Annotated in this window: 12 protein-coding genes; 7 read left to right on the top strand and 5 right to left on the bottom strand. The window is 46.0% G+C overall.

The features are described from left to right. Positions 1-65: 65 nt before the first annotated feature. Both ACMXI2_RS03695 and ACMXI2_RS03690 read right to left on the bottom strand, forming a co-directional pair. Complete coding sequence (locus ACMXI2_RS03695; protein ID WP_483780363.1) at positions 66-1,232, bottom strand: 1-deoxy-D-xylulose-5-phosphate reductoisomerase; 1,167 nt, start codon at positions 1,230-1,232, stop codon at positions 66-68. An 89-nt stretch (positions 1,233-1,321) separates the two neighbouring features. Next, a complete protein-coding gene (locus tag ACMXI2_RS03690) occupies positions 1,322-2,821 on the bottom strand; it encodes a GH3 auxin-responsive promoter family protein (protein WP_483780362.1) in 1,500 nt (499 codons plus the stop codon). A gap of 438 nt (positions 2,822-3,259) precedes the next feature. On the opposite strand from ACMXI2_RS03690, the gene rplU reads away from it, so the two are divergent. From rplU to ACMXI2_RS03655, 7 genes are all read left to right on the top strand, one after another. Further along, positions 3,260-3,562, top strand: coding sequence for a 50S ribosomal protein L21 (gene rplU, locus ACMXI2_RS03685; protein WP_079470010.1), 303 nt, complete (start codon positions 3,260-3,262; stop codon positions 3,560-3,562). Between the two features lie 49 nt (positions 3,563-3,611). Further along, positions 3,612-3,890, top strand: coding sequence for a 50S ribosomal protein L27 (gene rpmA / locus ACMXI2_RS03680; protein ID WP_079468897.1), 279 nt, complete (start codon positions 3,612-3,614; stop codon positions 3,888-3,890). A 64-nt stretch (positions 3,891-3,954) separates the two neighbouring features. Then, complete coding sequence (locus tag ACMXI2_RS03675; protein WP_483780360.1) at positions 3,955-4,383, top strand: hypothetical protein; 429 nt, start codon at positions 3,955-3,957, stop codon at positions 4,381-4,383. Positions 4,384-4,503: 120 nt separating this feature from the next. Beyond that, positions 4,504-6,192, top strand: a complete 1,689-nt coding sequence (locus ACMXI2_RS03670; RefSeq protein WP_483780359.1) for a helix-hairpin-helix domain-containing protein — start codon at positions 4,504-4,506, stop codon at positions 6,190-6,192. Further along, on the top strand, positions 6,189-6,893 hold the full coding sequence (locus tag ACMXI2_RS03665) for a PrsW family intramembrane metalloprotease (protein ID WP_483780358.1): 705 nt from the start codon (positions 6,189-6,191) through the stop codon (positions 6,891-6,893). The genes ACMXI2_RS03670 and ACMXI2_RS03665 overlap by 4 nt, the downstream gene beginning before the upstream one ends. A 62-nt stretch (positions 6,894-6,955) precedes the next feature. Further along, the gene (locus ACMXI2_RS03660) at positions 6,956-7,591 is read left to right on the top strand and encodes a DsbA family protein (RefSeq protein WP_483780357.1); all 636 of its coding nucleotides are present in this window, start codon (positions 6,956-6,958) and stop codon (positions 7,589-7,591) included. Positions 7,592-7,595: 4 nt separating this feature from the next. After that, entirely contained in the window at positions 7,596-8,090 is a 495-nt protein-coding gene (locus ACMXI2_RS03655) for a GNAT family N-acetyltransferase (RefSeq protein ID WP_483780356.1), read from the top strand. A gap of 272 nt (positions 8,091-8,362) precedes the next feature. Here ACMXI2_RS03655 and ACMXI2_RS03650 read toward each other — a convergent pair whose 3' ends face one another. From ACMXI2_RS03650 to ACMXI2_RS03640, 3 genes are read right to left on the bottom strand one after another with little or no spacing between them, the layout of a single operon-like run. Further along, a complete protein-coding gene (locus ACMXI2_RS03650; RefSeq protein WP_483780355.1) occupies positions 8,363-10,846 on the bottom strand; it encodes a Calx-beta domain-containing protein in 2,484 nt (827 codons plus the stop codon). Positions 10,847-10,889: 43 nt separating this feature from the next. After that, a complete protein-coding gene (locus ACMXI2_RS03645) occupies positions 10,890-12,926 on the bottom strand; it encodes an OmpA family protein (protein WP_483780354.1) in 2,037 nt (678 codons plus the stop codon). A 19-nt stretch (positions 12,927-12,945) separates the two neighbouring features. Next, positions 12,946-13,860: a PorP/SprF family type IX secretion system membrane protein gene (locus ACMXI2_RS03640; RefSeq protein WP_370909805.1), complete on the bottom strand. Its 915-nt coding sequence runs from the start codon at positions 13,858-13,860 to the stop codon at positions 12,946-12,948. Positions 13,861-13,893 lie beyond the last annotated feature (33 nt).

Here is a 13,893-nt window from a genome sequence, read left to right as displayed (position 1 = left end):
TCTGCCTAATATATCAGTTTTAATACATATTCCGGCAAAACTCTTTGTTAATTTTTACTGGCAATTTATATAACGATAGAATTGATAAGGGATGCAGCGTGTTCACGTGCGGCATTATCGCATTCATAATAATCGTGCAGGGTGGGGGTTTCAATAAACGGTACTTTACCCAGCGTTTCCTCAATTACTTCCGTCATCTGCAGGAAACCTATCCTGTTTTTCAGGAAGGCATTCACCACTTCTTCATTAGCGGCATTCATTACGCATGCAGCATTTCCGCCTCTGTGCATCGCCTCAGTGGCAATGGCCAGGTTACGGAAGGTTTTGGTATCCGGCTGCTCAAAAGTAAGCGTGGGATAATTCCGGAAAGAGAAACGGGAGAAATCATTGGCCAGCCTGTCGGGGTACCCCAACGCATACTGGATAGGCAGTTTCATGTCCGGTAACCCCATCTGTGCTTTCAGGGAACCATCCACAAACTGCACCATCGAGTGAATGATAGATTGTGCATGTATCACCACTTCAATATTCTCCGGCGCCAGGCCAAACAGCCAGCGCGCTTCAATCATCTCCAGCCCTTTATTCATCAGGGTGGCGGAATCAATGGTTATTTTAGCGCCCATGCTCCAGTTAGGATGTTGCAGCGCATGGTCTTTCTTTACATTGATAAGGAAGTTTGGTTTTTTACCGAGGAATGGTCCGCCGGAGGCGGTCAGGATCACTTTTTCCACTTTGCTGAAAGGCTCTCCCAGCAAGCACTGGAAGATGGCGGAATGTTCAGAATCCACCGGTATAATGGGTACATTCTTCCTGCGGGCGGTTGCCATTACAATATCACCGGCTACTACCAGTGTTTCCTTGTTGGCCAATGCCACCGGGGTGCCCTGTTCAATAGCAGATAAGGTAGGCGCCAGACCAGCAAAACCCATAATGGCCGCCAGTACCATGTCGATCGAACTCCAGGCAGCCACTTCCACCATCGCTTTCGGACCGGCAAATACTTTGATGCCTTTATCAAATAATACGTCTTTTACCTGTTTGTACTTTGCTTCGCTGCCTATCACTACCGCATTGGGCTTGAATTTCAGCGCCTGCTCAATCAGCAGGTCAGCATTTTGCTGTGCAGTCAATACTTCTACACTAAATCTGTCGGGATGCGCAGCGATCACCTCCAGTGCCTGTATGCCAATAGATCCTGTTGATCCGAAAATGGCAATCTTTCGTTTATTCATTACGGTGATTTACTTTTTACAGTTAACAAAAAATGAAGAATCAGCTGCCGGTAAAATAGCCTGACAGCCGTTCCGCCCTGAATCGCCGGTTATTTTTGTAAATACGCTGCCAGTTCATCCGCCAGCTTCCTGTCGTTACTCAAACGAGGCACTTTGTTCTGACCTCCCAGTTTTCCAATAGCTTTCATATAATCGATAAAGCCCTGCTTACGTACAGTCCTTATCTTCAGGGGTTGCAAAATATTTCCGGTCAGCAGATCATCATAATAAATATTCTTCTGACGCATGTTTTCATCTACCTTTCTGGAAAATGCCTCCATGTTGGCCGGCATATTCTCAAACTCTACAAACCACTCGTGATAAGGTAGTTCACCATTGGTTTGTACCATCGGGGCTACTGTAAACTCTGTAATCTGCACATTTTCCTCTGCTGCCGCCTTCATCAGGCTGTGTTCCACTTCTTCACCAATCACATGCTCCCCAAACGCAGAAATAAAATGCTTGATACGGCCGGTTACCAGCAAACGGTACGGATTAGTGGAAACAAACTTCACCGTGTCACCGAGGTTATACCCCCATAATCCGGCGTTGTTGTTGATCACCATCGCGTAATTTACACCGGTTTGCACATCTTTGAGCGACAACCGTGTAGGGTTCTCATTAAAAATTTCCTGCGCCGGTATAAACTCATAAAAGATCCCTGAATTGGTGTTCAGCAGCAACCCTTCGCGCTCCTGCGAATCCTGGAAGGCAAAAAAGCCTTCAGAGGCAGGAAACGTTTCCACCGTATGGATCGGTGAGCCTATAGAGGCCATCAGCCTGGAACGGTAAGGCTCAAAATTCACCCCGCCGTATACCATCACATCAAAATTCTTAAATATTTCTTTGATCTTTTTACCATTACTGCGCTCCATCAGGCGGTCGAAATACATCTGTACCCAGGGTGGTATGCCGCTGATCAGCGTCATGTCCTGGTTGATGGTTTCTTCCACAATCTTGTCCAGCTTCGTTTCCCAGTCGTCAATACAGTTGGTTTCGTACGATGGCAGCTGGTTGGTACGCAGGTACCGGGGAATATGATGGTTTACAATACCACTCAGCCGGCCTGTAGGAATGCCGCCCACCCTTTCCAGCTCCGGCGACCCTGATAAAAAGATCATTTTGCCATCCGCAAAAGCCGTATTGCCCGTTTCTCCCATATAGTTCAGCAATGCATTACGCGCTGTATCTATATGATTATTAACAGATTCTTTGGAGATGGGAATATATTTAACGCCACTGGTCGTTCCGGAGGTCTTAGCCAGGTAAATCGGCTGCCCTTTCCACAGTACATTTTGCTTGCCTTCCTTGATTTTTTCAATATAAGGCTTAAACTGCTCATAATCCCGCAAAGGCACAGCCTGTTTAAACTCTTCGTGGGTCTGTACCCCGCTAAACTTGTGATCTGTTCCAAATTCCGTCTTTCTGCCTGTCTTCAAGAGCTCCTGCAGGATAGTATCCTGATCTTCTACCGCCCTTAACATTTCCTTCTTTATTTTATTATGTACAATAGAAGCAAATGGTTTGGCCAGCAGTGATTTAAACTTCATGCCTGTTGTTTTATAATTGAGAGACTAAAGCTGAGGATATTTATTTATCCGGAGATTTAATTGCACTGATTTTTAGGGATTTCCGGAAGAAATATCCCTCCCTGGTAATTAAATAAGCAGGTAAATAAATGTCCTCATCCTATCTGTTTTTATTCGTGTAAACGACAAAAGTATACAAAATTGCGTTGGTTTGTACAGCAAGATAGCTGTTTTTAAATGATCCGGAAATAGCATAAAAATGTGCATATGGCGACCCGGCGCCGGAAATCATTATTTGTTAAAATAATTTAAAATTCAAGAAAGTATGTATCTTTGAAAAGATTAAGCTTTAAGCGGTCCTTCATATGTGTTTATACATGGTGATTTAAAAAAGACCGAAAAACTTTGTCTATTAGAAAACAAAAGGTTACTTTTGCGGAAATTATATTTTGGATAATTATGTTTGCAGTTGTAAAAATCGCAGGTCAGCAATTTAAAGTACAAAAAGACCAGGAAATTTTTGTACAGCAGTTACAAGGAAATATTGGAGACAAGGTGGAGTTTTCCGATGTACTGTTAACAGATAATGCTGGTGCGCTGTCCGTAGGCACTGATGTAAAATCAGTAGTAAAAGCAGAGATTCTGGCTCATGTTCAGGGTGACAAGGTCATCGCTTTCAAGATGAAGAGAAGAAAAGGCTTCAGAAAGAAAGTTGGACACCGTACCCACTTTACAAGAATCAAAATCAATGAAATAGCTTAATCCCGTTAAGCTAAATTTATTTATTAGACAAGTTTAAAGTAATCATACAATGGCACATAAAAAAGGTGAAGGTAGTGTAAAAAACGGCCGTGACTCCCACAGCAAAAGGCTGGGAGTAAAAATCTTCGGTGGTCAGCCAGCTATCTCCGGCAACATTATTGTTCGTCAGAGAGGTACGGTTTATCATCCCGGTCAAAACGTAGGCGTTGGTAAAGATTTTACCATTTTCGCAGTAGCAGACGGTGTAGTGGAATTCAGAAAAGGTCGCGAAAACAAGACTTACGTTTCTGTTAAAGCATTTGATACCACTGCTCAGGCGGAAGCCTAATCAGTGTTAGCCATAAAGTTTTTTTTAATACCCAATTTTTTTACTAACCCAAATTCAAAAAACAATGGCAACAATTAAAAAAGCGGCTGCTAAGAAAGCTGCACCTAAAAAGAAAGCTGCTCCTAAGAAAGCCGCTGCTAAGAAAGCTGCTCCTAAAAAAGCCGCCGCTAAGAAAGCTGCTCCTAAAAAGAAAGCTGCTGCTAAGAAAGCCGCTCCTAAAAAAGCTGCTGCTAAGAAAGCTGCTCCTAAAAAGAAAGCTGCTGCTAAGAAAGCCGCTCCTAAAAAAGCTGCTGCTAAGAAAGCTGCTCCTAAAAAGAAAGCTGCTGCTAAGAAAGCCGCTCCTAAAAAAGCTGCTGCTAAGAAAGCCGCTCCTAAAAAGAAAGCTGCTGCTAAGAAAGCCGCTCCTGCTAAGAAAGCTGTTGCTAAGAAGAAAGCTGCTCCTAAAAAAGCACCTGCTGCTGCACCAACAGTTCCTCCAGCTCCGGCTAATTAAGATCGGAATTACAAAATGTAGTTATAAGGATCCTGGCATCTATGCCGGGATCTTTTTTTATACCCATCTCCCAACACATTCCCCCTCCGCAATTTCCACGTAACTCCGTATTTTTACGGCATGGATAATTATTCAATATCAGATAACTTCTCCCTCCTGTCCAAACTAATGGACATCCACGGAGAAAACAGCTTCAAAGCCAAATCCTTCGCCAGCGCAGCATTCACCATAGAAAAGCTGCCCACCCCCCTGAAAGATACCCCCCGCGATGAAATATTCCGGATCAAAGGCATCGGGGAATCTACCGGGAAAAATATCCTCGAAATGCTGGATACCCAACAATGCTCCCTTCTCAATCATTATATAGAAATTACCCCCGCCGGGATCCTCGAAATCATGAAGATCAAAGGACTGGGACCCAAAAAAATAGCCACCATCTGGAAAGAACTGGAAATAGAATCTATGGGCGAACTCCTCTATGCCTGTAACGAAAACCGCCTGATGCTCCTCAAAGGCTTCGGCGCCAAAACACAGGAAAGCGTTCGGCAGAACATCGAATTCTATCTCTCCAACCGCCACCGCTTCCTCTTCGCGGAAGTAGCCGCCACCGGGCACGAACTGGAAAAACAACTGCAACAGCTCCTGGCCCCTGCAGCGGTTTCACTCACCGGCGCCTTCCGCCGCCACAGCATCATCATCGATGAAATAGAACTGCTCATCGCCGCACCGGCAGATGTGGTGCAACAACAACTCGCCGCCCTCCCCGGCTTTTCACTCACCACCGCCAACGCAGGTAACCTGGTATGGCAGCTGAACGAAAAACTCAAAGTAATCACGCATAGCTGCACCGCCGGCGAATTCGCAGCCACCTTGTTTACTACCACCGGCTCCCCCGCCTTTATCGATAAGTTCAACGCCGCAGGCGGCGCTGCCTTCCTCCACAACGCCACCTCCGAAGAAGCTATCTTCGGCGCGGCAGGAATGGACTATATACCGCCGTTCCTACGGGAAGGCATCAACGAATTAACACTGGCCCGCAACCATCAACTGCCGGAAACCATCGTTGCATCCGATATCAAAGGCATCATCCACTCCCACAGCAACTGGAGCGACGGCGAATCTTCCCTGGAAGAAATGGCCATCGCCGCCAAAGTACAGGGCTTCGAATACCTCGTGATCAGCGATCACTCCCGCTCCGCCTTTTATGCCAACGGCCTCCATATAGAAAGGATCCTGGCACAACACACGGAGATTGATGAACTGAATAAAAAACTGGCGCCTTTCCGCATTTTTAAAAGCATAGAGTCCGATATCCTCAACGATGGATCATTAGATTACCCCGATGAAATCCTGGCAAAATTTGACCTTGTAATTGCTTCTGTGCATTCCAATCTCAAAATGACAGAAGAAAAAGCAATGGCCCGGTTGCTGAAAGCCATCGAAAATCCATACACTACCATCCTCGGACATATGACCGGCCGCCTCCTCCTGAGCCGCAACGGTTACCCTGTGGATCATAAAGCCATCATCGACGCCTGCGCCGCCCATAACGTGGTAATAGAACTCAACGCACATCCACGCCGGCTGGATATCGACTGGACCTGGCTGCATTATGCCCTGGAAAAAAAAGTGCTCATCTCCATAGATCCCGATGCCCACAGCATTCACGGATTCCAGGATATCAGGTACGGTACCCTCGCCGCACAAAAAGGAGGCATCACAAAAACAAACAATCTTAGCAGTTACACTGTTGACATGCTGAATAATTACCTGCTTCAACGTAAGCAACAAAAAAATATCCTTCCATGATGCTATTGGCATTAGCGGTGGCGCCGGGTTTTGCCATCTGTCTTTTTATTTACCTGATAGACAAATACGACCGTGAACCCACCAGCCTCCTGGTAAAAAGTTTCCTGCTGGGTATGCTCTGCGTTGCCCTGCCACTGGCAATACAGGGCCTCGCAGTGGAGCTGGGCCTCCGCGAAAATAATGGCACCCTCCTCGGAACCGCGGCATTCGCCTATGGCGTGGTCGGCATCTCTGAAGAACTGGCCAAATTCCTGGTACTGCTGCTGTTCGCCTATCCCAAAAAAGCATTCAACGAACCATTGGATGGCATCGTATACGCAGTGATGATCGGGATGGGCTTCGCCACCATTGAAAATATTGCGTATGTAAGCAGGTTCGGCGTAGGTACCGGGATCGCCCGTATGTTCCTTTCTGTGCCCGCCCACGGCGTCTTTGCGGTACTAATGGGATACTATGCCGGCATGGCTAAATTTGTGCCGCATAAAAGCAGTTCACTCCTGTTCAAAGCACTCATGATCGCCGTTTTCTTTCACGGAACATTCGATTTTTTCCTTTTTCTCGGTAATAATATCTTCCTCATGGGAGCCTCAGTGATCACCCTCATCTTTGCAGTACGCCTATCCATCAAGGCTATACGAAAGGATAGCGCACTCTCCAAAAAAATGCATGAGGAACACTTTTTTGAAAAAGAGAACACCTGAGGTCACCTGTTTTGGCAGTCAGCTTTTAGTTACCTTTGTAAAGGCTCTAAAAGCCGACTGTTATGAGATTCATTTATATTTACGATCCGCTGTGCGGCTGGTGCTATGGCTTCACCCCCGTAGTACAGCAACTGCAGGAACGCAGCAACGGGAACATGGAATTCGATATCCTCTCCGGTGGAATGATCACCGGTGATAACCGCCATCCGTTCTCCTCCATGAAGGCATATATCCAGCGCGAACATACCAACGTGGAAAACGCAACAGGCGTGAAATTCGGCGCAGCCTTCCTGGAGAAACTCCTTCCCTCGGAAGAAATGATGGATTCGGAAAAACCCAGCATCGCCCTCACGGTATTTAAACAATACCAGCCGGAAAATGCCATCACCTTCGCACACGATATGCAGGTAGCCCTCAACTATAATGGCCAGAGCCTGAACAACGACACCACCTATCGCTCGCTGATCAAAAAATTCAGCCTGCCGGAAGATGAATTCATCAGTCGCCTGCACGACGAAAATTACCGCTACGAAGCCCAACAGGAATTCCAGCTGATCCAGAACTGGGGCATCACCGGGTTCCCCGCTGCCATCCTCGATACCGGTAAACAACTTTATCTCTGCGCACGGGGATACACTCCACTGGATAAACTGGAAGAAACCCTAGAAAATATACTGAGAGAAAATAACAGCTTATAACTTTATGTACCACATCAAAACAGCTACCGTAAACGATATTCCTGTTATACAGGACCTCACAGAAAAGATTTGGAGACCTACCTATCAGCCTATTCTTACACCGGAACAAATAGAATATATGATAGACATGATGTACAGCACCTCCTCCCTGAACAAACAGATCACGGAGCTGCAACATCAGTTTCTCATTCTACAGGACGATAGCCACCCCATCGGGTTTGCCGCCTACAGCACCACCGGTACACCCGGCATCTTCAAACTGCATAAGATCTATCTCGATGGAAATTACCAGGGAAAAGGAATCGGCAAATTCCTCCTGGAACAGGTGGCCGAACGGGTAAAAGAACGCGGGGCAAACATCCTCGAACTCGACGTAAACCGCTTCAACAAAGCAAAACAGTTCTACGAAAAACAGGGATTCAGCATTTATAAAGAAAAGAAAACCGATATCGGCAGCGGCTACATCATGGACGACTATGTGATGCGTAAACCGCTATAAAAAAAGCCCGGTAAGGAGATACCAGGCTATTCCCAAGTTAACCATTAAAAGACACAACTCTTTAAAAAAAATAATGTTACTCTAACGTTATGTACGATAACGGCCGATAAGCGGATTTATCCATCCATAAAAAAGCAGCATCTTTTATCTTTTAATATAAAAGATGCTGCTTTTAAGTTTAATATCTCTCTAAAAAAATTCCCGCATAGCTAACTATGCGGGAATGCAGGTGTGCCTGAAGCGCGTATATCGGTTATTGATCCAAGCCGTTATTATTTGGCTGTAAGCACGGTGCCTTCATCGTTATCATCATCATGGATAACAGCTACCGCCTTATTCAGTTTTAGCTCAGGAGAAATTTTCAATGCCCCTGCATTGGCTGCAGCAGTGGCATCACGCAGTTTCACGGATACCAGGGCATCTATCTCTTTTACACGGTCGTTTACCAACGCTACCTGTATATCGGTTTCGCTGAAAGCGCAATCACCGGTAATTTTTACCATGTCGCCGTTCATGATCACATAGTCCTTACCATAAGCCGCCGTACTGGAAGAGTCCACACCAAAGAAGATGTTGATATCACTACCGGTACAATTGGTTTGTACGCTCTGGTCAGAAGCCTTTACCAGGATACATTTAAACATACTCACCGGTGCAGTGGCAGATTCATTGGCATCGGTCAGTTTTACCAGGGTAATATAAGCGGGTTGGTCCTGTATGTACTGGGAAGCGGAAATGGAAGTTACATCACCGTTATAACCAACAACAGCTTCATTCTCCGCTTTAATTTCACTTAACACCAGCACAATGGTTTCGGCCAGCTCAAAGCGGTTATCGTCCTTTATCTTTACATTCAAACTGGCAGTAGTAGCGCCGCTGTCAATCACAAAAGGCGCCTTGATGCTGCTCACAAAGTCGGCTCCCGGCAGCGCTGTACCATTCCCAAATTTGTAAGTTAACCTAACTGGTTTGGAAGTGGCATTGATCAGCGGAGTATTATCTCTCTTAAACAAACCGGCAGAAAACACCACATCAGTAGCTGGCTCTGCACCATTGTTACCGCCAATGAATTTTACCATAGCCGGCTGATCAAGTATCGTTACCTCTCCTTTTGACCTGGTAAGATACAGTTCCGACGCATCCAGCACTTCCACATGGAAAGCTTCTTTACCTTCCAGCAGGTTGTCACTCTTTACAGGAATCTGGATAGATTTGGAGATAATAGCTCCTGCCGCAAACTCTGAAGGCACAAAGGAAATTGTTCCTTCGGTCACATCAAAGTCGGATGAACCTGCGCCACCTTTATGCGGAATAGTTTTGTAATGAACGTTAACGGGTGTACGAACACCGTTACTTCTTAAAAACCCGGATAAGGTAATGGTGAGCGTAGCGTTGGATAAACCGTTCAATGGCTCGGAAACAGCGATATCGTTAATAGATACGCCATGACTGATCTTAATGATCCGGTTACCATCTTCATCGCCACCGCCTGCTGCCAGGATTTCGCCGGAAGGGCTCATCAGCAAAGAAGCCAGTGTGGTTTTTGCATCATACTTGCCCAGCTGCTTGTCGAACATCATTTCACCATCAGGACTCAGCTTAATCATACGGTAACCCTCTTTTGCCACCACGCAGATCTCATCGTCTTCGGTGAGTAACAGGTGCTGGAATACAGAACCCAGGTTTTTATCAATGGAAACAGTACCATCCGGAAGCAGTTTCACGATCTTACCGGTGTTGTTGCTCACGTTACCGCCTGCTGCTACCACTTTTCCGTTTTTACCTACTTCCAGTGCGTATAAAGCGGCATCTGTTTCTTTATTGAATAACTCAGTGCCGTCAGGACGCAGCTTAACAATGCGGCCACGGTCTTTTTCTTCTGCACAGGCGAAGATCTGACCCAGGTCGTTTACTTTGATGGCATTGAACTTACCATCTGCGGTGCTGTATTCTTTATCAAATACTACCTGGCCCTCGGCATTTACTTTAGCAATGCGGCTGGCGTTGCCGGTACCATAAGCGCCACCGCCCATAGCCAGTACGGCGCCGTCTTCCAGCAGCAACATCTTTTCAAAGGTAGCGCCGGGCTTACCAAAAGAAAGCTCAAATTGTTTTTCTCCCTTTCCATCTACTTTTACCATGTAAGCCTTTCCCTGTCCATCACCCACGTCGCCACCTACAGCAATAATGTTTTCATCTTCATCTATCAGCACATTGGTAAAAACATTGTGTGTGCCAAAACCCTTGTCGAATGCTACTTTACCATCGGGCGTCATCTTGGTGATGCGTGCCTGCGCAGGCTTGCTGCCATCCACCCCAACGGTAATGTAATTGCCATGACGGTCTGTAATGATCCGGGTAAAATAACCACCCTGACCGTTACCGATGCTCTTGTCAAACACTACTTCGCCGGTAGCAGATAATTTGGTAATGCGGGCATTGCCATAAGCAATGGTACCGCCACCTACTGCCACCAGTTCATTCTTCGGCAGTAAAATCAGGTCCTGGTATGCTACCAGTCCGCCTTTATTTAGTTTGGCGTTATAAATAAGAGTACCCGTTGCAGACAATTTGGTAATGCAACCATTATCTGTTCCGCCCCCGATGGCAACAATAGCATTGTTCTCCGCAATAGCCAGTTTCTTATACTGGTTTTTGGGAGCACTGAAGCTCTTGTTAAACACAACAGGCATCTCCTGTGCGAAGGCATGTGTGCCCACCGCCAGTAATAGCATTAGTGAGGAAAATTTGTTCATTTGTATTAGTTTGATATACGCTAAAAAATAACCGATAAATAGTTTATTGAATCTTAATCTCGCACCTTCTGTTAACGCCCTGCAGCTGTATAAAATACTCCCTGTCGGCTTCCGGTTGATGGCTCCCCGCAATCCATACCGGGCGGGTAGACCCGAAATAATTGATCCTTATTTTATCAGGAGTAACACCCCTGCTCAGCAGGCACTCCTGGATGTATACAGCACGGTTCTTCGACAGCGACAGATTATACCGTTCTGTACCAATAATATCGGTATGCCCGTTCACCAGTATGATCCGGTGCGGGTTCGACTTCCATATCCGGAAAATAGAATCCAGCTTACGCCATTCCTGGTCCTGCGGTACAAAAGAATTGAGATCGTAGTAAATCACACCGGGAACTTTCCACAACGCCTCCAGCGCTTTCACTGCACTGTCTCTTACCAGCGTGTACCCCACACCGTTAGTAGCGGCATTGGGACCGCCGACCGGCTGCTGCCAGGAAATAATTTCGGGAGAACTGTCTGTTACATCATTGGCGTAATCCACCATCTTTCGCCCGGGACTAACGGCAACGGCTACTGCGGGAACGGGCTTCTGTACAACTTTATCCACCACCAGCGGTTGCACGGGGAGGTTGTCGTATTGTTTGGTTCCTACTAAAGTCAGCTGTTGACGGGTATCCGTCTGATTCATGGTATAAGGCACTCGTTCGTCTTCTTTTACCTGCCTGCCGGGATAAGGCAGGTCCAGTTGTTTCAAAGGATTTTTCTTCAGGTTTAACACATAGATATGATCGTTATCATGCGCTCCTGAACGGTCTGATGTAAAATATAATAACCGCTTGCTTTCGTCCAGTACAGGATTCAGATCATCAAACTGCGTATTCACAGGATACGGCAAATGTACAGTTCCTTCTTCCGGTTTTTTAATATTTATCACAAAGATGTCCAGTCCACCAAATCCCCGAAGGCCATTCGACGAAAAGAACAACTTATCACCCACCACAAAAGGATACAGCTCATTGCCATTGGTATTTACCTCCGGACCCAGGTTCACCGGCGCTTTCCACCGTTTTGCTTCCTTGTCCCAGTCGGTGTAGTAAATATCCGTACCACCCTGACCGCCAGGCATATCAGATGCAAAGTACAAACGTTTACCATTAGGTGCAACTGATGGATGCAGGAAAGAATAAGTTTCCAGGTTCTTCCCCAGCTTCACCGGCAGCGGTTTACTCCACACATCATGATCCGGCTGATAAACAGCAGATAACAGCTGTGTGCCATTGTTATAGTTAATATAAGAATTCTTGTCGTTCTTCACATCGGTAAACCGGTTGGAAGTATAGATCACCTTTTGCCCGTTATCAAAGAAAGAAGCAGGTCCTACCTGTAGTACACCCCGTAAGCTATTATTAAAAGGCTCTACCCCATCTTCTGAAATCTGGTATAATTTGGAATTAGTATAAAAAGATTGCTGCTCGTTTTTCCGGATATCATTGGAAAGAAACACAATGTTATTACGGTACAATGCCAGTCCATACTGGTACCCGGGCAAGTTCAGGCGAAGACTGTCCACCCGTATATTCTCCATAGAATCACGGTTAAAGAAACCATAATAATTCACCAGCGATTCTTTCAGGTTGGTAAAGCGTGCATTATTCTTATAGTTATTCGCATACACTGCACTGATCTCCTGGGCTTTCACCACTCTTCCGGTGCGCTTCAGCAAATCAATGTAATTGGTTACATCTGTTACCAGCACATCTTTTTCCGGCTTGTACAACAGCTCATCGTACAAACTGATCGTTTTCTCAAACTGCCTGGTTTCAAAGTACACCCGCGCCAGCTGCAACTTGGCGCGGCGCAAAACTTCTTCGCTGGCGCCATTATTAATTACATCATTACACAACGAGATTGCCCTTTCATATTCTTGTCTTTTGTAAAGCCGTTCCGCACGCTTTACCTTAGCCATACTTCCCAAGCCGCCTATTTGCACTCGGTCTTTTACAAAACTGCAGGAAACAAACAGGGAAACAATGCTCAGAAAAAGTATGAGGGAAGAGAAACTGTATTTTCGCATACCATTCTTGATTTTAAAATTAGAAATAACGCGGCGCCACCACTTTCCACTTCGACCAGGAAAAGCGGTAATTAATCATCACTTCATGCGACACCGTTTGCGCACCTTTCAGATTCGACTGCATAGGCGTATCATATGAATAGCCTATCTGCAGATTCTTGGTCGCCTGTACCTGCACTAACCCCGTCATCGTTTTTTCAGAACGCCACGATGCACCCAGCCATATCAGGTTCTTCAGGAGAATATTTGCATTCAGATCATATTGAAAACCCGCGCCCTTCACCTGCCGCAACAACACATTCGGCTTCAGCTTCACATCATCATTAATATTGATCAGGTAACCCGTTTGCAGGTAATAGTGCGACTCCACTACCACTTTATTCACACTGTTGCCGAGGTCGAAACTCTTGAAAGTAGGCGACGACAAACCAATAAAGAACCGGTCGGTAAACAACATAAAACCAAAGCCCACATCCGTTTTCCAGTAACTCTGGTTTTGCGCAAACACCGGGTCGGTAGTAGTCAGGGAACTGTTGTCTTCCCTGAAGTGCGACATGCCGCCCTTCAATCCCAGGGCCAGGTAAATCTTCTCATTGAGCTTCACCCGCTGGGAAATATTCAGGTTCACCGCCGTTTGCGAATTCACTGTGATCTTTTCGTTCATCAGCGACACGCCAAAACTGGTATTGGTGGCCTTTATAGGAGTATAAAATGAAGCCGTGGCCGTTTTAGGAGCGCCTTCCACACCCACCCACTGGTTACGGCCCACCGCCGTAAGACTGGAAGATTCATCCATAGAAGGGTAAGCCGGATTAATGATCATGCCATTGAACATATACTGCGAGTATAATGGTTCCTGCTGCGCAGCAACCTGTAAACAACAACACCAGCATAAGATAGTAACCCCTAAAGCTTTCATAAGATGCTTTTTCATAGGTATCAGCTTAAATATTTTTTTGTCAGATGC

The sequence above is a fragment of the Chitinophaga sp. G7 BAM 1005 genome, assembly GCF_057126945.1.
The sequence above is the reverse complement of the archived record's forward strand: the minus strand, read 5'-3'. Positions and strand labels throughout refer to the sequence as shown.